The sequence below is a fragment of the Sphingopyxis sp. 22461 genome (genome assembly GCF_052044915.1).
Lineage (GTDB): Bacteria > Pseudomonadota > Alphaproteobacteria > Sphingomonadales > Sphingomonadaceae > Sphingopyxis.
This window is the reverse complement of record NZ_JBQENY010000009.1, coordinates 38,565-62,653: the sequence shown is the minus strand read 5'-3', so window position 1 is coordinate 62,653 and position 24,089 is coordinate 38,565. Positions and strand designations below refer to the sequence as shown.

Genomic DNA, 24,089 nt, shown 5'->3' with positions numbered 1-24,089 from the left:
GCGCGCTCGCACCGTAAATTGTGTAAAATACGAGAGCTTCGCTATCGAACGACCAGCCGGGCCGTGCGCTTTCGCATTTTCTGACCGATGTGACGTTAACTATGATCTGCACTAAGATTGAATTATAAGCTTAATTCAAGTAATGCGGTGTCGTGGGGATTGTGAGTTTTCCAGTATAGACGGGAAGTTATGCTTCCGTTCGATGCTGCTTCGATAAGGTAGATGACATGAACCACCGTCGCCTCTCCGACCCGGTAGAGGAACAGGACAAAGCGGCCGACACGGATCGTCGTGGCGGCGACCGCTATCGCACGGTCTGGCGGATCGCCAAGGTGATGCGCAATGGCGATGCGGGTTTGTGGCGCGTGCGCAATATTTCCGACAAGGGCATGATGCTGGCGGCCGACGTTCCGATCGGGGTCGGCGAGAAGCTGGAGATCGCGCTTTCGGATACGGTTGTGATCCGCGGCGAAGTCGTCTGGTCCGACGCGGGCCGGTGCGGCGTGTCGTTCGACAAGGAAGTCGATGTCGCAGACGTGCTCAAACAATTGGCGGCCGAACAACGCGCCACCGGCTATCGCCAGCCGCGCCTGCCCGTGAGCACGCAGGCGCAGGCGGTCACCGACGAAACCACGACGAGCATCGAACTGGTCGATTTGTCGCAAAATGGTGCCGGGTTCATCCACGACGGCCATCTGGAAGTCGGCAAGGAACTCGACCTGATACTCGCGGGCGGAGTCAAGCGCCGCGCGATCGTCCGCTGGTCGCGCGCCGGGCGCGGCGGCCTGTGGCTGACGCAGCCGCTCGACCGCGCCGACCTCGAAAGCATCCGCCGCTTCGAAAGCTGACCTTGGGGTCAGGACCTAGCCGCCGCGGGTGATCTTTGCCCAGGGGTTGAGGTCGGGTTCGGCGATCTTCGTCAGCGTGTTGCGGTCGCGATGGAGGAAGGGCTCGTGCTGGCCTTTGACGATCAGCGTCGTGTCCGAAACATAGCTCCACGACCCATCATCGTGAAAATCCACCGTAATCTGATAGCTGTCGGTCCGAAAGGCGAGCTCGAGGAAGGTCGTCGAACAAATGCCATAGTCGGTTTGGCCGCGCGTCGCTTTCAGCACCAGCTGCTTCGCATCGGACTCGGCATGCCCCGCCGCAATCGCGATCTGCCCGCGCGGGATCGCCAGCGTCTGCAGGATCAGGCCGGTCGCGGCCTCATACAGCCAGTAACCGACCTGGTCGTGGAAGGCGATGTCCTCTTCGCGCGTGTTGACGTGCAAATGGTAACGCAGCCCGTAAAATAGCTGCGGCCCGTTCGCCTGCGGGTCGATCGGCTGCATCTCGATCCGCTCATAATATTGGCGCGTCTCGGGGCCGTCGGCCTTGGGGTTGATATCGACCCCGCGCTGTCCCTCCCATATCCCCGCAAGACGGCGCAGCGGGCCGAGATTGGCGAGCGTCTCGGGATCGACGTCCTCGGGCTCGGTAAAAATATCGTCGGGTAATTCCATGTTTCGCCCCCGCGCTATCTTGTCAGATGTCCTCGACCAGCCGCCCGTAAAGCTGCGGCCTGCGGTCGCGGAAAAAGCCCATGCCGGCGCGATGCTTCGCTGCGCGGTCGAGGTCGATCGTCTCGATCAGCACGCCGGTTTCGCTGGCGCCATATTCTTGGCGAAGATCGCCCCATTCGTCGCTGATAAAGCTGTGGCCATAGAAATTGGCGTCGCCCTCGGTCCCGATGCGGTTCGACGCGATCACCGGCATGCAGTTCGACACGCTATGCCCCTGCATCGCGCGGCGCCACATGCGGCTGGTGTCGAGATCGGCGTCATAGGGTTCGCTGCCGATCGCGGTCGGGTAGAAAAGCAGCTCGGCGCCCATCAGCGCCATCGCGCGCGCGCATTCGGGATACCATTGGTCCCAGCAGACGCCGACGCCGATCCGCGTGCCGAACACGTCCCAGACCTTGAAACCGGTGTTGCCGGGGCGAAAATAATATTTCTCTTCATAGCCGGGGCCGTCGGGAATGTGGCTCTTGCGGTACGTCCCCATGATCGCCCCGTCGGGACCGATCATCGCGAGCGTATTGTAATAATGCGGCCCGTCCTTCTCGAAATAGCTCGTCGGGATCGCGACCTTCAGCTTCGCGGCGAGCGCCTGCATCGCCACCACGCTCGGATGCTCGGCGGTCGGGCGCGCCGATGCGAACAATTCCTCATCCTCGACCTGGCAGAAATAGGGGCCTTCGAAGAGCTCGGGGGGCAAAATCACCTGCGCGCCTTTCGCCGCCGCTTTCTCGACGAGCGCGGTGACGGCGTCGATATTGGGCTGGACGGGGCCGGGCAGGGGAAGCTGCAGCGCGGCGACGGTGATGGTGCGGGTCATGGGCGGGGTCCGTGATGGCTCGAATCGAGCCGGAATATAGGCGGCTTCGCGCCCGATGCTAGGCCGGAAGCTGCTGGCTCGAGCAATGGAAGCTGCCGCCGCCGACGATGATCCCGCGCGCGGGCACGCCGACCGCGCGGCGGTCGGGGAAGAGCGCGGCGAGGGTGTCGACCGCTGCGACGTCATTGGCGACGCCATAGGTCGGCACCACGACGACGCTATTGCCGATGTAGAAGTTCATATAGCTCGCCGCCGCGACCTCGCCATCGATCTCGATGCGGCCGGGCGAGGGCAGGTCGACGATCTCGACCCCGCCGAACGCCGCGGTGCGCGCGCGTGCATCGGCATAGATATGCGCGTTGGGGTCGTCCGCGCCCGCCGCGACGGGCAGCGCGAGCCGCCCTTCGCCGACGAAGCGCGCCAGATTGTCGACATGGCCGTCGGTGTGATCGCCGACCAAGCCGTTGCCGAGCCACAGCAGCCGGTCGATGCCGAGCGACTGGTGGAGCCGCACCGCGATATCCTCGCGCGTCAGCGTCGGGTTGCGGTTGGTGTTGAGCAGGCACTCTTCGGTCGTGACGCAGAGGCCCGTGCCATCGACGTCGATGCCGCCGCCCTCGAGCACCCAGTCCTGATCGTCGACTGGCAGGCCGGATCCGGCGGCGAGCGCGGCGCCGATTTCCTGATCGCCGGGCATGACGAACTTCTCGCCCCACCAGTTGAATTCGAAATTGCGCGCGCGGCGGGTTGTGCCGGTGCCGGCGATGATCGGCCCGGTATCGCGCAGCCAGATATCGCCCAAGGGCTGGATCAGGATGCGCACGCCCGGATCGACGAGCGCGGCGGCGATATCCGCCTGCCGCGCGTCGTTGACCACCAGCCGCACCTCTTCGCCGCGGCCGCCGTCATGGACGGCGTTGGCGAAGGCGGCGACGTCGCGCCGTCCCTCGTCGATCGCGCCCGCCCACTCTTCGGCGAGGTGCGGGAAACCGATCCAGACGGCGTCGTGCGGCGCCCATTCGGCAGGCATTTTCAGCGTCATGGGCGCGCGCTCTTTCCGCTTACTTTGCGGGACGCGACTTGTCGCGAGCGGCGCGGAATTCGTCGCCCTCGTTCCAGTTCGGCCATGCGTCGGTCATCGCGAGCATGCGGCCCGCGGCGTAATAGAGGCGCAGGTCGGACATCATGCCGCCCCAGTTGGTGATCGCCTCATATTCGTCGCCGGGTGCGTGGTAGCGGTTCTTTTCATAATCTTCCGCCGCCTTCTTGCCGGCATCGACGCCGCCCTCGACCAGGTCGTCGCCGCTGCCGAAGTTGAACATCGGCACGCCGAGCTTGGCGAAGCTGAAGTGATCCGAACGATAATAGAAACCCTTCTCGGGGGTCGGTTCGTCCTTGATCACGCGCTTTTCCATTTCGGCGAGCTTGGCGACATAGGCGTCGAGCTCGGACTTGCCGCGGCCGACGACGACGATGTCCTTTGCCGGGCCGATTGCGTTCAATGCGTCCATGTTCACGCCGCCGACGGTCTGCGCGAGCGGGAAGACGGGGTTTTCGGCGTAGAACTTCGACCCGAGCAGGCCCGATTCCTCGCCGGTGACCGACAGGAATACGATGCTGCGATCGGGTGCGCCCGCCTTGTGGAAGGCCTGCGCCAAGGTCACGAGACCCGCGATGCCGCTCGCATTGTCGACCGCGCCGTTGCAGATGTCGTCGCCGGCAACGGGCGTGCAGCGGCCGAGGTGATCCCAATGGCCGGTGTAGAGCACATATTCGTCGGGACGCTTCGCGCCCGGCAGCACGCCGATGACGTTGCGCGACATCTTCTTTGAAATCGCGTTGTCAAAGCTGAAGTTCGCCTTCACGCCGGTCAGCGCGACGGGCTTGAAGCCCTTCTTGCCCGCGTCGGCGCGCAGCTTGTCGAAATCCTGTCCCGCGCTCGCGAATAGTTCCTTCGCCTTCGGAAGCTGGATCCAGCCGTTGGCGAGCGTTTCCTTCGCCCCGCCGTCCTTGGTTTCGGCGAGATAATTGGTGCCGGTGTTGCTCGATTCGACGACGTTCCAGCCGTAAGCGGCGGGCTCGGTGTCGTGGACGATCAGCACCGCCGCGGCGCCCTGGCGCGCGGCTTCCTCATATTTGTACGACCAGCGTCCGTAATAGGTCATTGCGCGGCCGTTGAATTCGCCCTTGGCTTCCTTGGTCTGCCAGTCGGGGTCGTTGACGAGGACGACGACGGTCTTCCCCTTCACGTCGAGCCCGGCATAGTCGTTCCAGCCCTTTTCGGGGGCGTTGATGCCGTAACCGACGAAGACGACGTCGCTGTCCTTGACCGCGGTCTTGGGCTGGACGCGATAGCTGAACGCGACATAGTCCTTTGCATATTGCGCGGTGACCGGCGCCTTGCCGCCCGTGAAGGTCAGCGGCGTCGCATTCTTCGCGGTGATTTCGACCAGCGGCACATCCTGCGTCCACTTGCCGTTGTTGCCGGGCTTCAGCCCCGCTTCCTCATACTTCTTGATGATATAGGCGACGGTCTTTTCCTCGCCGGGGGTGCCGGGCGCGCGGCCTTCATAGGCGTCCGACGACAATTCCTTCGTCACTTCCTGAAGCGTCGCGAGCGACAGTTCGGGGATCTGGACGTCGGGAATGGCGGTGGCCGACGTCGCGGCCTTGTCGGATGTGTTGCACGCGGCAACGGTCAGGAGAACCGCGACGGCTGCGGTCGTTCGGGGGAAACGAAGCATGGAAATTCCTCGGAAAGTTTCATTTGCGACGAGCGGGCTTGTGCCAGCCGGGGCGCCGCGATGCAAGGCGGGGCGGGAGCCGCGGATTTTTCGGCCGAAGCTGCCAGCAAGGCACCAAAGTCACTTGAAAAATTGGCCGCGGTCTTCACCGTGGACCGCCTAAAAAGGGCAACGGGAGGGGCTTTTGTTGAAACTTGATATGATGAGGCGCGGTGCGCTTCCACTTTGTGCACTGGTCGCGGCTGTGCCTGCATTTTCCGGCGCGGTTGCGCAGGGGGCTGTGGACAATGCGGCGCGTTTCGGTGCGCTCGAATCGATCCGGGATGTCAGCCTGTCGCCCGACGGCACGCGGATCGCTTTCATCGAAAATGGCGAAAAGTTGATGCGTCGCCTGTTTGTCGTCGATGCGACCGAAGGGGCGACCCCCAAACAGATCTTGTCGAGCAGTGGCGAAGATGGGTTTCTGAGCTGGTGCGGCTGGGTGACGAACGCGCGGCTCGCGTGCCAGACATATCAACGTGACAAGCTGGCGGGTGAGATTGTCGCCGCCAGCAACCTCATTGCGATCGATGCGGCGGGCGGGAATCTCAAATCCCTCAGCAACCGGCGCAGCGCGCGATCGCTCTATGCCGATTTTCGCGGCGGCAGTGTTCTGGACTGGTCGGCGTCGGAAAACGGGTCGCTGCTGATGACGCGAACCTATGTTCCCGAAAACAATACGGGCACATTCATCGCCGGCCGGAGCGAGGGATTGGGCGTCGATCGCGTTGATGCCGCGAACGGAACAAGCAAGCGCGTCGAAGCGCCGAACCGCGACGCGATCTATTATCTGTCGGATGGCCACGGGCAGGTCCGCGTGATGGCGACGCAGGGCTATTCGCAAAATAGCGGCCAAATGGACCCGACCATTCGCTTCCTCTACCGAGGAAAGGGCGACAGCGTCTGGAAGCCTCTGTCCATTTATGACATTGCGAGCGAGCAAGGCTTTAACCCGTTGGCGATCGATCCCGCCACCGACCGCGTCTACGGGCTGCAATCGGTCGAGGGGCGCAAGGCCGTTGTCGCCATGGCGCTGGACGGCAGCGGCGCCGTCACGACCGTTTTCAAACATCCCGAAGTCGATATCGACAATATCGTTCGTGTCGGTCGCAACGGCCGTATCGTCGGGGTTTCCTATGCCACCGACCGTCGTGTTTCGGTGCTCACGGATCCGGCGCTCGCCAAAATGACGGCGGCGCTTTCAAAGGTGCTGGGTGGCAAGCAGATCATGATCGCCGATGCATCGGCCGACGAAAGCCGCTATCTGGTCCGGACCAGTTCGGACGTCGACCCCGGCCAATATTTCCTGTTCGATCCGAAGGCGAAGGAACTGCGCCCGTTGCTGGGCGAGCGTGACGCGCTGGCCGAAATGACGCTGTCGCCCGTTCGTCCGGTCACCTATCCCGCCGCCGACGGGGCTATGGTGCCCGCCTATCTGACCCTTCCGCCCGGACGCAATGACGCCAAGGGATTGCCCGCCATCGTGATGCCGCACGGCGGCCCGTCGGCGCGCGACGAGTGGGGTTTCGACTGGCTGGCACAATATTTCGCGCAGGCAGGCTTTGCAGTGCTCCAGCCCAATTTCCGCGGATCGTCGGGCTATGGCGACGAATGGTATCAGAAGAACGGGTTCAAATCGTGGAAGACTGCGATGGGCGATGTTACCGACGGGGGGCGCTGGCTGGTTTCCGGGCAGGGGGCTGATCCTGCGAAATTGTCGATCGTGGGCTGGTCCTATGGTGGTTATGCCGCTTTGCAGTCGGGTGTCGTCGCGCCAGATCTGTTCCGAGCGATCGTCGCCATCGCCCCTGTCACCGACCTGGAGCAATTGCGCACCGAAGAGGGGGATACCGGCGGCGGTGCGATCAACGCGCGGTTTATCGGCACCGGTCCACATATTCGCGAAGGATCGCCGGCGCAGAATGCCGGGGCAATCAAGGCACCGGTGCTGATGTTCCACGGCACCTTTGACCAGAATGTCCGCGTCGCGCAGGCACGGACGATGAAACGCGAACTGACGGCGAAGGGCAAGCGGGTCGAGCTGGTGGAATATCCCGAACTGGGCCACGGCCTGGAAACAGGGGAGGCGCGCGCCGACATGCTCCGCAAGATTTCGGCCTTTCTGCCGCACTGAAACGAAAAGGGGCGGCCCGTTGCCGGACCGCCCCTTTGAATTCGATAGCGAACTCGATCAGCGCGAATAGAATTCGACGACCAGGTTCGGTTCCATCTTCACCGGATAGGGCACTTCGTCGAGCGTCGGGACGCGGACGTAGGTCGACTTGGTGCCGTCAACCGACAGATATTCGGGCAGGTCGCGCTCAGGCAGGCTCTGCGCTTCGGCGACCAGCGCCATTTCCTGCGCCTTCTTGCCGAGGGTGACTTCGTCGCCCGGCTTCACGAGGCGGCTGGCGACGTTGCACTTCACGCCGTTCACATAGACGTGGCCGTGGCTGACGAGCTGGCGCGCCGAGAAGATCGTCGGCGTGAACTTCGAGCGGTAGACGACCGCGTCGAGGCGGCGCTCGAGCAGGCCGATCAGGTTCTGGCCGGTGTCGCCCTTCATGCGCGACGCTTCGAAATAGTTCTTCTTGAACTGCTTTTCGGTGATGTCGCCGTAATAGCCCTTCAGCTTCTGCTTCGCGCGGAGCTGGATGCCGAAGTCCGACATCTTGCCCTTGCGGCGCTGACCGTGCTGGCCGGGGCCATATTCGCGGCGGTTGACCGGGCTCTTCGGGCGACCCCAGATGTTTTCACCCATCCGGCGGTCGAGTTTATACTTGGCGCTCTGGCGCTTCGACATATGTCGTCTCCAATATGCTGTGTGCCGAAGGATTTCGGCGCTTCCCGGGTCGCACCATATGGGCAGATGCCATATGCGACCGCCGCTTCACCGGGGTGCGGGGTCCATTGCGAAGGCGCGCGGTTAGACGGCGAGGGCGGCAAAGTCAAGCGTTGCGGCGCAAGTTGGACGCATGCCTCGACAGCGTCGAAAAAGCCGCTAAAGGCAGCGCGCATGACGTCCGCCAAACTTCCCGAACAGTGCGAAACCATGATCGATGTCCGCGCCGGGGTCGACCAGGTCGATCGCGCGCTCGTCGCGCTGCTCGTTCGCCGTTTCGGCTATATGGACGCTGCGGCGCGCATCAAGACCGACCGCGGCAGCGTTCGCGACGAAGCCCGCAAGGCCCAGGTGCTCGACAATGTCGCGCGCGAAGCCGAAGCCGCCGGGCTGGAACCCGAGCGACTGCGCGCCGTGTGGAACGAGCTGGTCGAACAATCGATCGCCTATGAGGCGACCCGGTGGGACCGCCTGCGCGCCGATAGCTGACGTCCGGGCTTAGTTGGTGCTGCCGCCCGCGGGCTGCGCGACGACGGCCTGCGCCGCTTCGTCTTTCGGCTTTGCCGGTTCGGCAACCGTGCGGCATACGCGCTTTGGCACCGTGCTGCCGGTGACTTCGACCTTTTCGCAAACCTTCTTGGGCTTGGCTGGCTTTGCGGGCGAATCCGCAGCGACGGTCGGCGACGTTGCTGCAAGGGCCAGGGAAAGTATCGCAGAGATCATAACAATATTCGCTCCTTGGAGGGGTGTGGCTTCCTAGGGATATTTCCTGCATTAGCCAAGAGGTTGTCGAAATCGCACCCTCCTCGTCTTGACATGATCGTCGAACATCCGTTCGACCGGCGCCCCGGAAGTCCAGCCAACGGCATTTATTTCTCGTTGTGCAGCCTTTTGCTGATGCTGTCGGCCTGGCGATCCCAGTCTTCCTGCGTGCGGCATTCGCGTTCGGGCAGGCGGCTGCCAGTGTCGGCCAGGCGGCGGCAAATCAGCTTCGGCTTGGCTTTTTCGGGTTTGGCAGCTGTTTCGGTCGCCGGCTGGGTGTTCGCCGCGTCGGTTCCGGCCGCCGCGAGGGCGAGCGAAAGCAGTAGGCTTATCATGAAATCAAACTCCTGGGGGATTGTCACCGGGTCGTCACGGCAAGGTGAGCGATGATTTGACATGCAGCATGCCAAATATCGATTGTCAATTCTTGTCTTGATCCATCCACTTACCGGTCTCGTCGGCCCGGCGGTCCCATTGCTCCTGGGTGCGGCATTCGCGCTGCGGGAGGCGGCTGCCGGTGTAGATGATGGTGCGACAGATCGGTTTCGGACCGGCTTTTCTTTCGGGCGCGGGGGTGGTTTCGGGCCTCGGCTGGCTGGTCTTCGCTTCGGGAGCGGCGGCCGAAAGGGCGAAGGAAATCAGGAGGTAAAACATCGAGCGGCCACCAGCGAGGAATGTGCTTTCGTTACCCGGCCCTGGGTTTCCTGCCAAGCGCCGTCACGATTCCGTGCATCATCCTGATATCATTGTGCGACCAGCCCGTCTTGGTCAGCGCGGTGCGCAAGGTGCGCAGCGTCGCCTCGGTGCGCTCGGGCGGAACAAAATAGCCGCTCGCGTCGAGATCGCGCGTCAGATGTTCGATCAATTGTTCGAGTTCGGCATGCGGCGCCGGCGGGTCGAGCGGCACTTCGGGCGGGCTCGCGAGCGCGATGCCCTTCGACCATTCATAGGCGAGCAGGATCACCGCCTGCGCCAGGTTGAGCGAGGCGAATTCGGGGTTTATCGGCACCGTCACGATCGCGTGCGCGAGCGCGACATCGTCGGTTTCGAGGCCGGAGCGTTCGGCACCGAAGACATAGGCCGAGCGGCCCGCGCTGGCGTGAACCTCGCGCGCCGCCGCTTCGGGGGTCAGCACGGGTTTCATCACGCCGCGCTTGCGCACCGTGGTGGCATAGATGGTGGTGCAGTCGGCGACCGCATCGGCGAGGCTGCCGAAAACCTTCGCCTCGGCGAGCACGATGTCGGCGCCCGCCGATGCCGGGCCGGCGTCGGGGTTGGGCCAGCCGTCGCGCGGGGTGACGAGGCGGAGCTCGGTCAGCCCGAAATTGAGCATCGCGCGCGCCGCCTTGCCGATATTCTCACCAAGCTGCGGACGGACGAGGATGATGACGGGGGGCGGGGCGGCCGCGGTCATTTGATCGGCCGCGCCGCCTCGGTGACCGAGGACGCGAATTCCTCAAAGTCCTTCGCTTCGGTAAACTCGCGATAGACGCTGGCGAAGCGGATATAGGCGACGCTGTCGAAGCCTTTCAGCGCCTCCATCACCATGCCGCCGATTTGCGCCGCCTGCACTTCGCTCTCGCCCGAGGTTTCGAGCTGGCGCTGGATGCCCGACACCAGCCGTTCGATGCGCGCGCCGTCGATCGGGCGCTTGCGGCACGCGATCTGGATGCTGCGCATCAATTTCTCGCGATCGAAGGGTTCGCGGCGGCCGTCGGCCTTGGTGACGCCGACTTCGCGAAGCTGGATGCGTTCGAAGGTCGTGAAGCGCGCGCCGCAATCCTCGCACTGGCGGCGGCGGCGAATCGCGGCGCCGTCCTCGGTCGGACGGCTGTCCTTCACCTGGCTGTCTTCATGTCCGCAATAAGGGCAGCGCATGGGCTAGCGTTTCACCCGCATCACCAGCGCGATGAGGGCGCCGCCGAACAGGCCGACGGGCCAGCTGACGGCATCGAGCAGCAAGCCCACCGCTGCGCCGACGGCGCCGCCGATCAGCACCGGGCGCGTCGAGGGATGGGCCAGCCCTTGCTTGCCCATCGCCTTGACCTCTTCGATCGAGAGTTCGACCAGCGTCGGTTCCTCGGGGTGCTGCCGCGCCATCGCTTTATCCCTGATAGATGGGGAAGCGTTCGCACAGCGCGCGGACGCGGCCCCGGACGTTCGCTTCGACATCGGCGTCGCCATGTTCGCCCTTGTCGCGCAGCGCCTCGAGCACGTCGGCGACCATATCGCCGATTTCCTCGAACTCGGCGATGCCGAATCCGCGCGTCGTGCCCGCGGGCGATCCGACGCGGATACCGCTGGTCTTGACCGGCGGCAGCGGATCGAAGGGGATGCCGTTCTTGTTGCAGGTGATCGCGCTGCGTTCGAGCGCCTCGTCGGCGTCGCGGCCGGTGACGCCGAGCGGACGCAGATCGATCAGCGCGAGGTGCGTGTCGGTGCCGCCCGCGACGACATCGGCGCCGCGGTCCTTCAGCCGGTTCGCGAGCGCCTGCGCATTGGCGATCGTCGCCTTGGCATAGTCCTTGAACTCGGGGCGCAGCGCTTCGCCGAACGCCACGGCTTTCGCCGCGATGACGTGCATCAGCGGGCCGCCCTGCAGACCCGGGAAGACCGCCGAATTGATGCGCTTGGCGATCGCTTCGTCATTGGTCAGGATCATGCCGCCGCGCGGACCGCGCAGCGTCTTGTGCGTCGTCGTCGTGACGACATGCGCATGCTCCATCGGCGAAGGATGCGCGCCGCCCGCGACGAGGCCCGCGAAATGCGCCATGTCGACCATCAGCAGCGCGCCGACATCGTCGGCGATCTTGCGGAAACGCGCGAAATCGAGCGTGCGCGGATAGGCCGAGCCGCCCGCGATGATCAGCGCGGGGCGATGTTCCTTCGCGAGCGCCTCGACCTGGTCGAAATCGACGAGATGGTCGTCGGCGCGCACGCCGTACTGCACCGCGTTGAACCATTTGCCCGACATCGCGGGCGGCGCGCCGTGGGTCAGGTGGCCGCCGGCGTCGAGGCTCATGCCGAGGATCGTCGCGCCGGGCTTGGTCAGCGCCAGCATGACCGCGCCGTTCGCCTGCGCGCCCGAATGCGGCTGGACGTTGGCATAGCCGCAGTCAAAGAGCTGCTTCGCGCGGTCGATCGCGAGGGTTTCGACCTCGTCCGACGGCGCGCAGCCCTGATAATAGCGGCGGCCGGGATAGCCTTCGGCATATTTGTTGGTGAACACGCTGCCCTGTGCTTCGAGCACGGCCTTCGAGACGATATTCTCGCTCGCGATCAGCTCGATCTGATACTGCTCGCGTTCCAGCTCATGCTTCATCGCCGCCGCGACCGCGGGGTCGACGGTGCCGACGCCGTCGGTGAAATAGCCGGCCGATTTGATGGGCTTGGCGAGCGTGTCTGTGGTCATCGGCTGGTCTCCAGTTGGGGCGGATTGGAAAGCTTGTCGACGCGGCGCGCGTGGCGGTCGCCGGCGAAATCGGTGGTGAGGAAGGCGTTGAGGCAGGCTTTGGCCATGTCGATGCCGGTCAGGCGCGCGCCCATCGCGATGACGTTCGCGTCATTATGCTCGCGCGACAGCTTGGCCGACAGCGGTTCGCCGACCAGCGCGCAGCGCGCGGCGGGGTTGCGATTGACCGAAATCGAAATGCCGATGCCCGATCCGCAGAGGGCGACGCCGCGTGTCGCGCGGCCGTCGGCGATGGCTTGGCCAAGCGCGTAGCCGAAATCGGGATAGTCGACGCTGTCGGGGCCGTTGGTGCCGAGATCCTCGACTTCGTGGCCGGCTTCGCGAAGCCAGTCGGCGAGAGCGGCTTTCAGCTCCCAGGCGGCGTGGTCAGAGGCTATTGCAATGCGCATGATGCGGCTCCCGCGGGGCGATAGGGAATCGATGAGCGCCCTTTAGGCGAAGCGGCGCGGATTGGCCATAAGCGAGGTGGCAAATTTGTGACGGCCCCGATAAAGCCGCCCCATGTCCGACACGATCATGTCCATCCTGATGCTCACCGGCGTCCTTTTGACCGGCGGCGCAGCCTATGTTTTTCGCAAGGGCGACCGCCGCCGCGCGCTGCTGATGCTCGTCGCGGCGCTGGTGATGTTCGCGAATGTCGCGATCTGGCTGGTGCCGGTGAAATAGAACCTCGTCGCCCCCGCGAAGGNCCTCGCTGCATAAACCTCCAGCGGCCCCCGCCTTCGCGGGGGCGACGGGCGTTAATCAGCGGATCGGCGAATCGGGCGCGAGCCGCATATCCAGATAGTTATCGAGCGACTTCATCAACTGGTCGAGCTCATGCTCGAAGAAATGGTTCGCGCGCGGGATCTCGTCGTGATGGATCGTGATGCCCTTTTGCGTGCGCAGCTTGTCGACCAGCTTCTGCACCGCGCTCGGCGGCACGATCTCGTCCTGCCCGCCCGCAACGATGATGCCCGACGAGGGGCAGGGCGCGAGGAAGCTGAAGTCATACATATTCGCTGGCGGCGCGACCGACAGGAAGCCGCGGATTTCGGGGCGGCGCATGAGCAGCTGCATGCCGATCCACGCGCCGAAGCTGAAGCCCGCGATCCACGTCGTCTGCGCTTCGGGATGGATCGACTGGACCCAGTCGAGCGCCGAAGCGGCATCGCTCAGCTCGCCGATGCCGTTGTCGAACGTGCCCTGGCTGCGGCCGACGCCGCGGAAGTTGAAGCGCAGCACCGCGAAACCGCGCGCGACGAAGCTTTTGTACATCGCCTGCGTGATGCGGTCGTTCATCGTGCCGCCGCCCTGCGGATGCGGGTGAAGGATCAGCGCAACCGGCGCGCGCGGGCGCGGCGGGGGCGAGAATCGGCCTTCGATGCGGCCTTCGGGGCCGGGGAAAATCACGTCGGGCATGGGAGCACCTCTTATCTTTTATGGCTGGCTGCCGAATCGCCGGGCTGGCAGGGTGGCGGAGCGAAGATGGCGCCTATATAGAAATTGCGTAGCATGTTGCAACTTTTGCGAATCGCTCGCAATAAGGATCTGTCCGCCGGATGATTTACCTCGATTACCAAGCCACGACCCCGCTCGCTCCTGAGGCGCGCGAGGCGATGCTGCGCTGGCTCGAAGGGCCGGGGGCGGGCGATGGTTTTGCCAACCCGTCGAGCACGCACAAGGCCGGCCGCGCCGCCGCGGCGGCGGTCGAAGTCGCGCGCGATCAGGTCGCGGCGCTGCTGCCGAAGGGCGGGCGGGTCTTCTTCACCTCCGGCGCGACCGAGGCGCTCAACTGGGCGCTGCTGCGCGGAGCCGAAGCGAAGCCGGGCGGCGTCGCGGGGCTCAGCATCGAACATGCGGCGTCGCTGCAATGTCTCGAGCGGCTGAACGCACACATCCTGTCCGTCGATAGCAAAGGACTGGCCCTGCCGCCCGACGACGCGTCGATCCCCGAAAACGGCATTGTCGCGACGATGCTCGTGAACAACGAGGTCGGAACGATCCAGCCGGTCGCCGATTTCGCCGCGGCAGCGCACGCGAAGAACAGCCTGCTGCTCTGCGACGCGGTACAGGGCTATGGCCGCGTCGCGATTCCCGAGGGCGCCGATCTCATCGCTATCTCCGCGCACAAGATCCACGGGCCCAAGGGCATCGGCGCGCTCTGGGTCAGGGACGGCGTCGACCTGCCGCCCTTGATGTTCGGCGGCGCGCAGGAACAGGGGATGCGCTCGGGCACCGTCTCGCCCGCCCTCTGCGCCGGCTTCGGCGCCGCGGCGGCGCTCGCGGCCGAGCGGTTCGAAGCCGACGCCGAACATGTCGAACGCCTCTGGTCGCTCGCGCTCGACATGCTCCCCGAATGGACGATCAACGGCGATGCGAACCATCGCTATCACGGCAATCTCAACGTCCGGCGCGAGGGCGTCAACGGCCTGCGCCTGATGTCCGACGCCCGCGAAATCGCCTTCTCGCTCGGCAGCGCGTGCGGCAGCGGGTCGGGGAAGGTCAGCCATGTGCTGCGCGCAATGGGCGTCAGCGAAACCGACGCGCGCGCCTCGATCCGCCTCGGCTGGGGCCGCTACACCAGCGAGCAGGACCTGCGCGATGGCCTCGATGCGATCAAAGCCGCCGCGCGATTGCAGGGCGTCAACTGATGCGCGTCACCTTCATCCACGCCGACGGCAAGGCGCGCACCGAGGCCGAGGCCGAGCCGGGTTCGATCCTGCTCGACGTCGCGCAGGCGCATATGATGCCGCTCGAAGGCACGTGTGAGGGCCAGATGGCCTGCTCGACGTGCCACGTCATCGTCGCAAAAGAGGATTTCGACCGCCTGCCGCCCGCAAGCGAGATGGAAGAGGATATGCTCGATCTTGCCGCCGGGGTGCGGCGGACGAGCCGGCTGTCGTGCCAGATCGTGCTGACCGACGATCTCGACGGGCTCACCGTGCATATCCCCGCCGAAAGCCGCAACATGCAGGGGCCACGCTGAACCCCAACCCTCGTCATCCCGCTGATTGGGGCTACGCTTGCATTTCCTCGCGCTCCCCGCCATATGCGCCGCGGGAGTCGGGCGGACGCAGTCTTCGCCAACCCGGTCAGGTCCGGAAGGAAGCAGCCGCAACGAATTCGCTGCGGGTCGTTCCGGCTCCCACCCTCACCATCTCATCGTGTTAATTCGCATCGTCACCCCGGACTTGATCCGGGGTTCCACTTGTCGACGTCGCTGAGTGGGACCCCGGATCAAGTCCGGGGTGACGAGATATTGGATCGAACCGCCCGTATTCTCCTTCGACAAGCGAGCATGCCGTGCCTAATACGGAACGCATGAGCGATTCCGCCAACGACGAAACCCCGATGCTGGGAATGGACCTGCCCGAGACGGCGCCGCAGCCATCGAGCGGTCCGTACCGCGTCCTTGCCCGCAAATATCGCCCGCAAACCTTTGCCGAACTGATCGGGCAGGATGCGATGGTGCGCACGCTCGGCAATGCGATCGCGCGCGACCGGCTGGCGCATGCGTTTCTGATGACCGGGGTGCGCGGGGTCGGCAAGACCTCGACCGCGCGCCTGATCGCCAAGGCGCTCAATTGCATCGGCCCCGACGGACAGGGCGGGCCGACGATCGACCCGTGCGGTGTGTGTGAACCCTGCCGCGCGATCACCGAGGGGCGCCATATCGACGTCATCGAGATGGACGCCGCGTCGAACACCGGCGTCGACGATGTGCGCGAGATTATCGAGGCGGTGCGCTATGCCGCGGTGTCGGCGCGCTACAAGATCTACATCATCGACGAAGTGCACATGTTGTCGCGTAACGCCTTCAACGCGCTTCTGAAAACCCTCGAAGAGCCGCCGCCGCACGTCAAATTCCTGTTCGCGACCACGGAAGTGAACAAGGTGCCCGTGACGGTGCTGTCGCGTTGCCAGCGCTTCGATCTTCGCCGCATCACTCCCGACATGTTGTTCGCGCATTTCAGCGCAATCCTGCAGAAAGAGGGCGTCGAGGCCGAGGCGCCCGCGATCTGGCTGATCGCCAATGCCGCCGAAGGGTCGGTGCGCGACGGCCTGTCGATCCTCGATCAGGCGATCGCGCATGCCGATCTCGATGGCGGCGGGATGATCGGCGCGGCGCAGGTTCGCGTGATGCTTGGCCTGTCCGACCGCTCAGCGATCGGACAGTTGATGGCGACGATCCTCGAAGGCGATGCCGGCGCTGCGATCGATCTCGCCCGGGCGCAATATGCGCTCGGGATCGAGCCCGTCGCGATGGTGCGCGGGCTCATGGACCTGACGCACGCGATCACGCTCGCCAAAGTGTCGCGCCACGACGACCCCGCGCTGGCCGAGGCCGACCGCGAACGCATCGGCGACTGGGCGCAAAAACTCGGTTTCGCGCCGCTCAACCGGCTGTGGCAGTTGCTGCTCAAGGGGCATGACGAGGTACTCCGCGCGAACAATCCGCTCGAACATCTCGAAATGCTGCTGCTGCGCGTGATTTACGCCGCGTCGATGCCCGACCCGGGTGAACTCGCAAAGCTGCTCGAAAAGGGCGGCGTGCCCGCGACGCCGATGGTCGCGCCGGCGGCGCCCGCGGCGCAGGAAAATACCGGGGCCGAATCCGTCGCTGCGGTCGAAAGCCCCTCAACCGCAAACCCCGATTCACCCGCGTCGGCATTGACCGTGGCGCAAATCCACCAGCTGCTCGAAAGCACAGGAAATCATCGGCTTGCGGTCGATGTCTACGATCATCTGCGAATCATCACCCTTGAGCCCGGCAATCTCGTTTTCGCGCCCGTCGGCGCACTCGGCGCGTCCTTCGCGCGCGATCTGGGCGACGCGCTGCTCGCGCAGACCGGCAGCCGCTGGCAGGTGCGGGAAGGCGAAGGCGAGGGACGGCCGAGCCTTGGCCAAATCCGCGCCGCGACGCTCGCCGACAATGACGCGCGAATCCGCGAGCTGCCGGTGGTGAAGGCCGCCTTGGCCGCTTTTCCCGACGCAAAACTTGAAGAGGCCGGCGACAATCGCCATAAGTCGAACCCATGAAATCGATCGAAGAAATGATGAAGGCGGCGCAGGAAGCGGCCGCCACGGTGCAGGCACAGATGCAGGAGGCGCAGGCGAAGCTCGACAGCGTCGAGGTCGAAGGCGTTTCGGGCGGCGGTCTGGTACGGATTCGTGCGAGCGCCAAGGGCCGTATCAAGCAAATCTCGATCGACGACAGCCTGATCGTGCCCGCCGATAAACAGATGCTCGAAGACCTGCTCGCCGCCGCGTTCAACGACGCGCGCGAAAAAGCCGATGCGGCGAGTAACGAAGAAATGGGCAAGATGACGAGCGGCCTGCCGCTCCCCCCGGGCTTCAAGCTGCCATTTTGAGCCAGCTTTGCCCCGCTGTTCAGCGCAGCGACATTGAATGCGTGCCAACTTACGCCATATTAGCGAAGAACCACCTATAAGAAGGGCGGTGCGCCCGGTCGCGGGGCCCGTCCAGGAGCCGTAATGACGCAATCTTATCCTCTTCTTCCGCTTCGTGACATCGTCGTTTTCCCGCACATGATCGTGCCCTTGTTCGTCGGCCGCGACCGCTCGGTCGCCGCGCTCGAAACCGCGATGGAAAGCGACAAGGAAATCTTCCTCGTCGCGCAGCTCGATCCGGGCGAGGACGACCCGCAGCGCGACGATCTGTACGACGTCGGCGTGATCGCCACCGTGCTCCAGCTGCTGAAACTGCCCGACGGCACCGTCCGCGTGCTCGTCGAAGGCAAGGAGCGCGCGAAGCTGCTCGCGCTCACCAACGAAGACAAGGCCGTGATGGCGAGCGTCAAGCCGGTCGGCGACACGATCGACGATAGCGTCGATACCGCCGCGCTGATGCGCTCGGTCGTCGATCAGTTCGAAAATTACGCCAAGCTCAACAAGAAGATGCCCGCCGAAACCGCGGTGCAGCTGTCGCAGATCGAGGACGCCTCGCGCCTCGCCGATTCGGTCGCGGGCAACCTCAACATCAAGGTCTCCGACAAGCAGGCTTTGCTCGTCGAGGACGCGCCTTCGAAGCGGCTCGAAATGGTCTTCGCCTTCATGGAAGGCGAGCTCGGCGTGCTGCAGGTCGAAAAGAAGATCCGCGGCCGCGTGAAGCGCCAGATGGAAAAGAGCCAGCGCGAATATTATCTCAACGAACAGTTGAAGGCGATCCAGCGCGAGCTCGGCAACGACAATGGCGAGGGCGGCGACGATCTGGCCGAACTTCAGCTCAAGATCGACAGCCTCAAAATGTCGAAGGAAGCCAAGGCCAAGGCGCAGGCCGAAATGAAAAAGCTGCGTGCGATGGCGCCGATGTCGGCCGAGGCGACCGTTGTCCGCAACTATCTCGACACGCTGATCGGTCTGCCGTGGGGCAAGAAGTCGAAACTGAAAAAGGACATCGCGAAGGCGCAGGAAGTCCTCGACGACGACCATTATGCGCTCGAAAAGGTCAAGGACCGGATCGTCGAATATCTCGCGGTCCAGGCGCGCACCAACAAGCTGAAGGGGCCGATCCTCTGCCTCGTCGGCCCTCCGGGCGTCGGCAAGACCAGCCTCGGCAAATCGATCGCCAAGGCGACTGGGCGCGAGTTCATTCGCCAGTCGCTGGGCGGCGTGCGCGACGAAGCCGAAATCCGCGGCCACCGCCGCACCTATATCGGCTCACTGCCGGGCAAGATCGTGACGAACCTCAAAAAGGCCGGCACGATGAACCCGCTGTTCCTGCTCGATGAGATCGACAAGCTCGGCCAGGATTTCCGCGGCGATCCGGCGTCGGCGCTGCTCGAGGTGCTCGATCCCGAACAGAATGGCAAATTCCAGGACCATTATCTGGAAGTCGACGTCGACCTCAGCGACATCATGTTCGTCACCACCGCGAACTCGCTCAACCTGCCGCAGGCGCTGCTCGACCGCATGGAGATCATCCGGCTCGAAGGTTATACCGAGGACGAAAAGGTCGAGATCGCCAAGCTGCACCTGATCGCGAAGCAGATCGAGGCGCACGGGCTGAAGGCCGGCGAGTTCGAGCTGACCGAAGAAGGGCTGCGCGACCTCATCCGTTATTACACCCGCGAGGCCGGCGTGCGCACGCTCGAGCGCGAGATCGCGCGTCTGGCGCGCAAGGCGCTGCGCCGCATTCTCGAAGGCAAGGCCGAAAGCGTCACCGTGACGCCCGACAATCTGTCCGAATTCGCGGGCGTGCGCAAATTCCGCCACGGCATGGGCGATCTGGAAGATCAGGTCGGCGCCGTCACGGGGCTGGCATGGACCGAGGTCGGCGGCGAATTGCTGACGATCGAAGCCGTGACCGCATCGGGCAAGGGGCAGGTCCGCACCACCGGCAAGCTCGGCGAAGTGATGACCGAATCGGTGCAGGCGGCGCTGTCGTTCGTGAAGGCGCGCGCCCCGGCCTATGGCATCAAGCCCAGCCTGTTCGCGCGCAAGGACATCCACATCCACTTGCCCGAAGGCGCGGTGCCGAAGGATGGCCCCTCGGCCGGTGTCGGGATGGTCACCGCGATGATTTCGACGCTGACCGGGATCGCGGTGCGCCGCGACGTTGCGATGACCGGCGAAGTCACGCTGCGTGGCCGCGTTCTGGCGATCGGGGGCCTCAAGGAAAAGCTGCTCGCCGCTCTTCGTGGTGGCATCAAGACCGTGCTGATCCCCGAAGAGAATGAGAAAGACCTCGTTGAAATCCCGGCGAATATCACGACCGGATTGAAGATCATCCCGGTCAGCCACGTCGACGAAGTGCTCGCCGTGGCCCTCGTTTCGCCGGTCGTGCCGATCGAATGGACCGAGGCCGACGAGCTTGCCGCGTCGCCCCCGGTTCACTCCGGCACCGACCCCGAAACGACGATTCGGCACTGAGACATCGCCGCTTGACGGCAATTCGCCCCAAATTCGTCGCAAAATCGACGTTTTGGGGCGTTTTGCGCCCTTTTTTGCTTTGACAAGGCGGGGCTAAACATCGTTAGTGACGCGCCATGGCTTCGGGCCATGAGAATCATTAAACCAACCATATTGCAGGGGTTCCTTAGGCATGAACAAACAAGACCTGATCGCCGCCGTCGCTGACTCGAGCGGCCTGACCAAGGGTGACGCGAGCAAAGCGGTTGAAGCCGTGTTCGACGCGATCACGGGTTCGCTGAAGAAGGGCGGCGAAGTCCGTCTCGTCGGCTTCGGCACCTTCGCAGTCAGCAAGCGCAAGGCATCGACCGGCCGCAACCCGCGCACCGGCGAAACGATGACCATCGCGGCGTCGAACCAGCCGAAGTTCAAGGCCGGCAAGGCCCTCAAGGACGCCGTCAACTAAGTTGACAGGCGCCTTCTGGTGAAACCATCTCGGGCCGCGGCGCAAGCTGCGGCCCGATTTGTATCTGCCGGTGGGATCCATGCGATTTGTGCGTGAAGATTGAGCAAATGCCCGTTGCAATCACCGTCGCAGCGGCTATGGACGTCCGACTTTCGGACACCGGGCTTCCGGCATGCACCGATCGGGCGCGTAGCTCAGCGGTAGAGCACACCCTTCACACGGGTGGGGTCACAGGTTCAATCCCTGTCGCGCCCACCATGGCCCTCCGGCCATGGCACGAACCGAAACCGGAGCTGACCCGGCCATTCATCGCCTATTCAATGCTTTCGCGTTAGAGAAACGGCCATGATCCGTACACTGACCCTCTCCCTCATCTCCGCGCTGCTGCTCTCGGCAGGCGCGCCCGCGACCGCCCGCGGCAACCGCGACCAGGACAATCTGCGCGAAGCGGCGGCGCAGGGACAGGTTATCCCGCTCAACAAGCTGATCGCCGACGTCCGTTCGCGCGCGCCCTATAGCGAGATGACCTATCTCGGCGGCCCGCAGTTCGATGCGGGGCGGATGATCTATGCCCTGAAATTCATGGACGGCAGCCAGGTGGTCGTCGTCTATGTCGATGCCCGCACCGGCCGGATCGTGGGACGCAAACCCTGACATTCCCGTGAACCGACCTTTCGTCGCAACGAGATTTTGCGATGATCGTTCGGACTTGATACACAGTCGAAACATGCGGCCGGGTTGCCCGGTGCGCAAAGGAAAGGCGCCTGAATGCGGATCTTGATTGTCGAAGACGAACCCACGCTGGGCCCGCAGCTGAAGGCGACGCTGGAGGGGGCGGGCTATGCCGTCGATCTCGCGACCGATGGCGAGGACGGGCACTTCCTCGGCTCGACCGAAAATTACGACGCCGCGATCCTCGATCTCGGCCTGCCCGAAATCGACGGGCTCACGGTGCTCGACCGCTGGCGCCGCGAAAAGCGCAACTTTCCGGTACTCGTCCTCACCGCGCGCGACAGCTGGTCCGACAAGGTCGCCGGGCTCGACGCGGGCGCCGATGACTATCTCGCCAAGCCGTTCCAGACCGAAGAGCTGATCGCCCGCCTGCGCGCGCTGATCCGCCGCGCCGCGGGCAATGCGTCGAGCGAGCTGACGGCGGGTCCGGTGCGCCTCGACACGCGCTCGGGCCGCGTCACGCTGGCCGGCGAGCCGGTGAAGCTGACGGCGCAGGAATATAAGCTGCTGTCGTACCTGCTCCATCACAAGGGCAAGGTCGTGTCGCGCACCGAACTGATCGAGCATATCTACGATCAGGATTTCGACCGCGATTCGAACACGATCGAAGTGTTCGTGACGCGCATCCGCAAGAAATTGGGTGCCGACATCATCACGACGATCCGCGGCCTTGGCTATCAGCTCGACGATCCGCAGTAAGCCGTGACGGAGGCCGACGTCGCCCCGGCGGTCGTAGAGGACCCGGACGCGGCGGAAAAACCGGCGGCGCTTACCAGTCGCATCACCGGTTCGCTCGCGCGGCGCATGATCGCGATCGCGGCGCTGTGGATTTCGGTGCTGCTGATCGGCGGCGGCTTTGCGCTTGATCGCGTGCTGACCGGTGCGATCACGCGCAACTTCGATTCGAGCCTCGAATATGTGCTGATCGCGATGATCCGCTCGTCGGAGATTGGCCCCGATGGCGAAGTGCGCCTGGTCGAACCGCTCGGCGACCAGCGCTTCCTCGAACCCTATAGCGGGCTTTATTGGCAGATCAGCGGGGGCAATCAGGAGCCCTATCGCTCGCGCTCGCTGTGGGAACGCTCGCTGAAGGCGCCGACGCCGCATGTCGACAACCAGATCCACACATATGACAGCACCCAGTTTCCCGACGAGGAACTGCGCGTGCTCGAACGCAATGTCATCCTGCCGGGCAGCCAGACCAACTGGCGGTTCCAGATTGCCCAGTCGCGCGAAGCGCTCGATACGCAGAATCGCGCGGTGCGCGCGACGCTGATTCCCAGCCTTGCGCTGCTCGGCCTCGGCCTCATCATCCTTGCCGCGCTGCAGACCTTCTATGGCCTGTGGCCGCTGCGCCACATCCGCCGCGCGATCGCGGCGATGCGCGGCGGGCAGAACCGCCGCGTCGATGCGCCTTTGCCGCTCGAGGTGCAGCCGATGGTCGACGAACTCAATGCGCTGCTCGCGCATAACGAAAAACAGGCGGAGGAGGCGCGGCTGCATGCTGGTAACCTCGCGCATGCGCTCAAGACCCCGCTCACCGTCCTCGTGAACAGCGCGACGAGCTCGACATCGGAACTTGCCGAGACCGTGCGGCGCGAGGCGGCGACGATGCAGCGGCAGGTCGACCACCACCTCGCCCGCGCGCGCGCGGTCGGGCGGCGCGGCGCGGCACAGGCGCGTGCGACCGTCTGGGACAGCGTGAACAGCGTGTCGCGCGCGGTCGCCGCGCTCTATCCCGATGCGCGGCTCGATGCGGCCGGCGACAAGACCGTCGTTGTGCGCGTCGAGCGGCAGGATCTCGACGAGCTCGTCGGCAATTTGCTCGAAAACGCGGCCAAATATGGCGGTGGCAGTGTCTTTGTTACCGTCGGCCGCGAAGACGGGATGGCGGAAATCCTGATCGAGGATGATGGCGCTGGAATCTCGCCCGCCGACCGCGACCGCGTCATCGACCGCGGCGTCCGCCTCGACAGCGGCAAACCGGGGACGGGGCTGGGACTCGCGATCGTGCGCGACGTTGCCGAAATCTACGGCGGCAGCATCGCACTCGAGGAGAGCGAGGATCTCGGCGGATTGCTCGTGCGGCTGAGGCTGCCGGCGGGTTAAGGCTCCGAAACCGCTTCGGCCGATTGTTCGGTTGCGGCGGGGTCTTCGGGGGGCTCGCCGAAATGGGCAAGCCTGGCCAATGGTGGCTTCCTTGCCATCGCTTTGGCGAACGCGATCAGGGCGCCACGCGAATTAATGCTGCAATAATCGGTCTGCCAGATGTCCATTTGCAGACCCGTGCGCCTGGCGGACGACGGGCATTCCCTCTGCAAGACGTCGAAGGACTTGATGATCTCCTCGGCGGGCGTGCGTGCCAGAAGCAAATAGTCGCTGCCGGGTCGCGTGCCCGATTGAAGAACCCATAATTCGAGCGGTTTGCCGTCGCGTTTCGTATCGCCGATGTGGACGAAGAAGGAGTAGCGGTAGGCGCTGCGGTCCAGATAGTCCCGATCATGGGCGCTTCGTTCGACGATCGCGCAGTGGAAAACGCCATAGTTGGTCAGCCGCATCCATTCGGGTTCGGCGTCAGGGTCGGCTGCTTGTTGGATCGTCCAATCGCCATAGGCGATGCGGCTGAGGCAGCCAAAGTCATCGCCGTCGGTGAAGTTGTACGGTTGAATGTCATCGCCAAAACCCCAGAGCGGGGTGTCGGCGTGCACAAGGTCCGAACGCGGTTCGAGGGCTTCGTCATCGCGTGCGGCGGCGAGACTAGGGCAGACCAGCAGCGCGGCGGCGATAAGCCCAAAGCGAT

Annotated in this window: 28 protein-coding genes, 1 tRNA gene and 1 other RNA gene; 15 read left to right on the top strand and 15 right to left on the bottom strand. The window is 64.4% G+C overall.

What is annotated here, in order from left to right:
• Window positions 1–227: 227 nt before the first annotated feature.
• Complete coding sequence (locus ACTJI5_RS15685) at window positions 228–848, top strand: PilZ domain-containing protein (protein ID WP_310253056.1); 621 nt, start codon at window positions 228–230, stop codon at window positions 846–848.
• A gap of 15 nt (window positions 849–863) precedes the next feature.
• Here the strand turns inward: ACTJI5_RS15685 and ACTJI5_RS15680 are convergent, their stop codons facing one another.
• From ACTJI5_RS15680 to ACTJI5_RS15665, 4 genes are read right to left on the bottom strand one after another with little or no spacing between them, the layout of a single operon-like run.
• Window positions 864–1,505, bottom strand: coding sequence for an FABP family protein (locus tag ACTJI5_RS15680; protein WP_440860961.1), 642 nt, complete (start codon window positions 1,503–1,505; stop codon window positions 864–866).
• Between the two features lie 22 nt (window positions 1,506–1,527).
• Window positions 1,528–2,379, bottom strand: coding sequence for an N-carbamoylputrescine amidase (gene aguB / locus ACTJI5_RS15675; RefSeq protein WP_058538137.1), 852 nt, complete (start codon window positions 2,377–2,379; stop codon window positions 1,528–1,530).
• A 58-nt stretch (window positions 2,380–2,437) separates the two neighbouring features.
• Window positions 2,438–3,421: an agmatine deiminase family protein gene (locus ACTJI5_RS15670; protein WP_440860960.1), complete on the bottom strand. Its 984-nt coding sequence runs from the start codon at window positions 3,419–3,421 to the stop codon at window positions 2,438–2,440.
• Between the two features lie 19 nt (window positions 3,422–3,440).
• On the bottom strand, window positions 3,441–5,123 hold the full coding sequence (locus tag ACTJI5_RS15665) for a M28 family metallopeptidase (protein WP_440860959.1): 1,683 nt from the start codon (window positions 5,121–5,123) through the stop codon (window positions 3,441–3,443).
• A 244-nt stretch (window positions 5,124–5,367) separates the two neighbouring features.
• On the opposite strand from ACTJI5_RS15665, the gene ACTJI5_RS15660 reads away from it, so the two are divergent.
• The gene (locus ACTJI5_RS15660; protein WP_231732633.1) at window positions 5,368–7,296 is read left to right on the top strand and encodes an alpha/beta hydrolase family protein; all 1,929 of its coding nucleotides are present in this window, start codon (window positions 5,368–5,370) and stop codon (window positions 7,294–7,296) included.
• 57 nt (window positions 7,297–7,353) lie between these two features.
• Here the strand turns inward: ACTJI5_RS15660 and rpsD are convergent, their stop codons facing one another.
• Entirely contained in the window at window positions 7,354–7,965 is a 612-nt protein-coding gene (gene rpsD, locus ACTJI5_RS15655) for a 30S ribosomal protein S4 (protein ID WP_037510385.1), read from the bottom strand.
• A gap of 213 nt (window positions 7,966–8,178) precedes the next feature.
• Between rpsD and ACTJI5_RS15650 the strand changes: the two genes are divergently transcribed.
• Complete coding sequence (locus tag ACTJI5_RS15650; RefSeq protein WP_310253067.1) at window positions 8,179–8,493, top strand: chorismate mutase; 315 nt, start codon at window positions 8,179–8,181, stop codon at window positions 8,491–8,493.
• Window positions 8,494–8,502: 9 nt separating this feature from the next.
• Here ACTJI5_RS15650 and ACTJI5_RS15645 read toward each other — a convergent pair whose 3' ends face one another.
• From ACTJI5_RS15645 to rpiB, 8 genes are all read right to left on the bottom strand, one after another.
• Entirely contained in the window at window positions 8,503–8,727 is a 225-nt protein-coding gene (locus ACTJI5_RS15645) for a hypothetical protein (protein WP_058538133.1), read from the bottom strand.
• Between the two features lie 146 nt (window positions 8,728–8,873).
• A complete protein-coding gene (locus ACTJI5_RS15640; RefSeq protein ID WP_058538132.1) occupies window positions 8,874–9,101 on the bottom strand; it encodes a hypothetical protein in 228 nt (75 codons plus the stop codon).
• Window positions 9,102–9,186: 85 nt separating this feature from the next.
• Window positions 9,187–9,420 (bottom strand): hypothetical protein, encoded by a 234-nt coding sequence (locus tag ACTJI5_RS15635; protein WP_440860958.1) that lies wholly within the window; start codon window positions 9,418–9,420, stop codon window positions 9,187–9,189.
• Between the two features lie 31 nt (window positions 9,421–9,451).
• Entirely contained in the window at window positions 9,452–10,180 is a 729-nt protein-coding gene (locus ACTJI5_RS15630) for an RNA methyltransferase (protein ID WP_440860957.1), read from the bottom strand.
• On the bottom strand, window positions 10,177–10,644 hold the full coding sequence (gene nrdR, locus ACTJI5_RS15625) for a transcriptional regulator NrdR (RefSeq protein WP_058538129.1): 468 nt from the start codon (window positions 10,642–10,644) through the stop codon (window positions 10,177–10,179). The genes ACTJI5_RS15630 and nrdR overlap by 4 nt, the downstream gene beginning before the upstream one ends.
• A 3-nt stretch (window positions 10,645–10,647) precedes the next feature.
• The gene (locus ACTJI5_RS15620; protein ID WP_058538128.1) at window positions 10,648–10,866 is read right to left on the bottom strand and encodes a hypothetical protein; all 219 of its coding nucleotides are present in this window, start codon (window positions 10,864–10,866) and stop codon (window positions 10,648–10,650) included.
• A 4-nt stretch (window positions 10,867–10,870) separates the two neighbouring features.
• Window positions 10,871–12,178, bottom strand: coding sequence for a serine hydroxymethyltransferase (gene glyA, locus ACTJI5_RS15615; RefSeq protein WP_336446427.1), 1,308 nt, complete (start codon window positions 12,176–12,178; stop codon window positions 10,871–10,873).
• Window positions 12,175–12,627, bottom strand: coding sequence for a ribose 5-phosphate isomerase B (rpiB, locus tag ACTJI5_RS15610; protein WP_440860956.1), 453 nt, complete (start codon window positions 12,625–12,627; stop codon window positions 12,175–12,177). Before rpiB ends, glyA begins: the two co-directional genes overlap by 4 nt.
• A gap of 112 nt (window positions 12,628–12,739) precedes the next feature.
• On the opposite strand from rpiB, the gene ACTJI5_RS15605 reads away from it, so the two are divergent.
• Window positions 12,740–12,904 (top strand): hypothetical protein, encoded by a 165-nt coding sequence (locus ACTJI5_RS15605; RefSeq protein WP_197411445.1) that lies wholly within the window; start codon window positions 12,740–12,742, stop codon window positions 12,902–12,904.
• A gap of 78 nt (window positions 12,905–12,982) precedes the next feature.
• On the opposite strand, the gene ACTJI5_RS15600 is transcribed toward ACTJI5_RS15605, so the two are convergent.
• Window positions 12,983–13,639: an alpha/beta hydrolase gene (locus ACTJI5_RS15600; RefSeq protein WP_037510410.1), complete on the bottom strand. Its 657-nt coding sequence runs from the start codon at window positions 13,637–13,639 to the stop codon at window positions 12,983–12,985.
• A gap of 140 nt (window positions 13,640–13,779) precedes the next feature.
• Here ACTJI5_RS15600 and ACTJI5_RS15595 point away from each other — a divergent pair, with 140 nt between their 5' ends.
• The 11 genes from ACTJI5_RS15595 to ACTJI5_RS15545 all read left to right on the top strand — a co-directional run bounded on the left by ACTJI5_RS15595 (window position 13,780) and on the right by ACTJI5_RS15545 (window position 23,398).
• Complete coding sequence (locus ACTJI5_RS15595) at window positions 13,780–14,871, top strand: cysteine desulfurase family protein (protein ID WP_440860955.1); 1,092 nt, start codon at window positions 13,780–13,782, stop codon at window positions 14,869–14,871.
• Window positions 14,868–15,206 (top strand): 2Fe-2S iron-sulfur cluster-binding protein, encoded by a 339-nt coding sequence (locus ACTJI5_RS15590; protein ID WP_156419684.1) that lies wholly within the window; start codon window positions 14,868–14,870, stop codon window positions 15,204–15,206. Before ACTJI5_RS15595 ends, ACTJI5_RS15590 begins: the two co-directional genes overlap by 4 nt.
• A gap of 69 nt (window positions 15,207–15,275) precedes the next feature.
• An RNA gene (gene ffs / locus ACTJI5_RS15585) (signal recognition particle sRNA small type) lies at window positions 15,276–15,373 on the top strand.
• Window positions 15,374–15,541: 168 nt separating this feature from the next.
• A complete protein-coding gene (locus tag ACTJI5_RS15580; RefSeq protein WP_440860954.1) occupies window positions 15,542–17,260 on the top strand; it encodes a DNA polymerase III subunit gamma/tau in 1,719 nt (572 codons plus the stop codon).
• A complete protein-coding gene (locus tag ACTJI5_RS15575; protein ID WP_058538123.1) occupies window positions 17,257–17,592 on the top strand; it encodes a YbaB/EbfC family nucleoid-associated protein in 336 nt (111 codons plus the stop codon). The genes ACTJI5_RS15580 and ACTJI5_RS15575 overlap by 4 nt, the downstream gene beginning before the upstream one ends.
• A gap of 123 nt (window positions 17,593–17,715) precedes the next feature.
• Complete coding sequence (gene lon, locus ACTJI5_RS15570; RefSeq protein ID WP_058538122.1) at window positions 17,716–20,112, top strand: endopeptidase La; 2,397 nt, start codon at window positions 17,716–17,718, stop codon at window positions 20,110–20,112.
• A 172-nt stretch (window positions 20,113–20,284) separates the two neighbouring features.
• Complete coding sequence (locus ACTJI5_RS15565) at window positions 20,285–20,557, top strand: HU family DNA-binding protein (RefSeq protein ID WP_037510426.1); 273 nt, start codon at window positions 20,285–20,287, stop codon at window positions 20,555–20,557.
• Window positions 20,558–20,740: 183 nt separating this feature from the next.
• Window positions 20,741–20,815 (top strand) — tRNA-Val (locus ACTJI5_RS15560).
• Between the two features lie 87 nt (window positions 20,816–20,902).
• Window positions 20,903–21,211 (top strand): hypothetical protein, encoded by a 309-nt coding sequence (locus tag ACTJI5_RS15555; protein WP_058538121.1) that lies wholly within the window; start codon window positions 20,903–20,905, stop codon window positions 21,209–21,211.
• A gap of 114 nt (window positions 21,212–21,325) precedes the next feature.
• Window positions 21,326–21,988: a response regulator transcription factor gene (locus ACTJI5_RS15550; RefSeq protein ID WP_037510428.1), complete on the top strand. Its 663-nt coding sequence runs from the start codon at window positions 21,326–21,328 to the stop codon at window positions 21,986–21,988.
• Between the two features lie 105 nt (window positions 21,989–22,093).
• Window positions 22,094–23,398, top strand: coding sequence for a sensor histidine kinase (locus tag ACTJI5_RS15545; protein ID WP_440861101.1), 1,305 nt, complete (start codon window positions 22,094–22,096; stop codon window positions 23,396–23,398).
• Here the strand turns inward: ACTJI5_RS15545 and ACTJI5_RS15540 are convergent.
• Window positions 23,395–23,997, bottom strand: coding sequence for a hypothetical protein (locus ACTJI5_RS15540; protein WP_440860953.1), 603 nt, complete (start codon window positions 23,995–23,997; stop codon window positions 23,395–23,397). The genes ACTJI5_RS15545 and ACTJI5_RS15540 overlap by 4 nt on opposite strands.
• Window positions 23,998–24,089 lie beyond the last annotated feature (92 nt).

Coding starts and splice junctions, on each gene's coding strand:
- ACTJI5_RS15670 (WP_440860960.1), bottom strand. CDS start 3,421: ATGACGCTGAAAATGCCTGCCGAATGGGCGCCGCACGACGCCGTCTGG.
- ACTJI5_RS15555 (WP_058538121.1), top strand. CDS start 20,903: ATGATCCGTACACTGACCCTCTCCCTCATCTCCGCGCTGCTGCTCTCG.
- ACTJI5_RS15575 (WP_058538123.1), top strand. CDS start 17,257: ATGAAATCGATCGAAGAAATGATGAAGGCGGCGCAGGAAGCGGCCGCC.
- ACTJI5_RS15630 (WP_440860957.1), bottom strand. CDS start 10,180: ATGACCGCGGCCGCCCCGCCCCCCGTCATCATCCTCGTCCGTCCGCAG.
- ACTJI5_RS15620 (WP_058538128.1), bottom strand. CDS start 10,866: ATGGCGCGGCAGCACCCCGAGGAACCGACGCTGGTCGAACTCTCGATC.
- lon (WP_058538122.1), top strand. CDS start 17,716: ATGACGCAATCTTATCCTCTTCTTCCGCTTCGTGACATCGTCGTTTTC.
- aguB (WP_058538137.1), bottom strand. CDS start 2,379: ATGACCCGCACCATCACCGTCGCCGCGCTGCAGCTTCCCCTGCCCGGC.
- ACTJI5_RS15680 (WP_440860961.1), bottom strand. CDS start 1,505: ATGGAATTACCCGACGATATTTTTACCGAGCCCGAGGACGTCGATCCC.
- ACTJI5_RS15600 (WP_037510410.1), bottom strand. CDS start 13,639: ATGCCCGACGTGATTTTCCCCGGCCCCGAAGGCCGCATCGAAGGCCGA.
- ACTJI5_RS15640 (WP_058538132.1), bottom strand. CDS start 9,101: ATGATAAGCCTACTGCTTTCGCTCGCCCTCGCGGCGGCCGGAACCGAC.
- ACTJI5_RS15580 (WP_440860954.1), top strand. CDS start 15,542: ATGAGCGATTCCGCCAACGACGAAACCCCGATGCTGGGAATGGACCTG.
- nrdR (WP_058538129.1), bottom strand. CDS start 10,644: ATGCGCTGCCCTTATTGCGGACATGAAGACAGCCAGGTGAAGGACAGC.
- ACTJI5_RS15550 (WP_037510428.1), top strand. CDS start 21,326: ATGCGGATCTTGATTGTCGAAGACGAACCCACGCTGGGCCCGCAGCTG.
- ACTJI5_RS15565 (WP_037510426.1), top strand. CDS start 20,285: ATGAACAAACAAGACCTGATCGCCGCCGTCGCTGACTCGAGCGGCCTG.
- rpsD (WP_037510385.1), bottom strand. CDS start 7,965: ATGTCGAAGCGCCAGAGCGCCAAGTATAAACTCGACCGCCGGATGGGT.
- ACTJI5_RS15685 (WP_310253056.1), top strand. CDS start 228: ATGAACCACCGTCGCCTCTCCGACCCGGTAGAGGAACAGGACAAAGCG.
- ACTJI5_RS15650 (WP_310253067.1), top strand. CDS start 8,179: ATGACGTCCGCCAAACTTCCCGAACAGTGCGAAACCATGATCGATGTC.
- ACTJI5_RS15665 (WP_440860959.1), bottom strand. CDS start 5,123: ATGCTTCGTTTCCCCCGAACGACCGCAGCCGTCGCGGTTCTCCTGACC.
- ACTJI5_RS15595 (WP_440860955.1), top strand. CDS start 13,780: ATGATTTACCTCGATTACCAAGCCACGACCCCGCTCGCTCCTGAGGCG.
- glyA (WP_336446427.1), bottom strand. CDS start 12,178: ATGACCACAGACACGCTCGCCAAGCCCATCAAATCGGCCGGCTATTTC.
- ACTJI5_RS15545 (WP_440861101.1), top strand. CDS start 22,094: ATGATCGCGATCGCGGCGCTGTGGATTTCGGTGCTGCTGATCGGCGGC.
- ACTJI5_RS15645 (WP_058538133.1), bottom strand. CDS start 8,727: ATGATCTCTGCGATACTTTCCCTGGCCCTTGCAGCAACGTCGCCGACC.
- ACTJI5_RS15635 (WP_440860958.1), bottom strand. CDS start 9,420: ATGTTTTACCTCCTGATTTCCTTCGCCCTTTCGGCCGCCGCTCCCGAA.
- ACTJI5_RS15605 (WP_197411445.1), top strand. CDS start 12,740: ATGTCCGACACGATCATGTCCATCCTGATGCTCACCGGCGTCCTTTTG.
- rpiB (WP_440860956.1), bottom strand. CDS start 12,627: ATGCGCATTGCAATAGCCTCTGACCACGCCGCCTGGGAGCTGAAAGCC.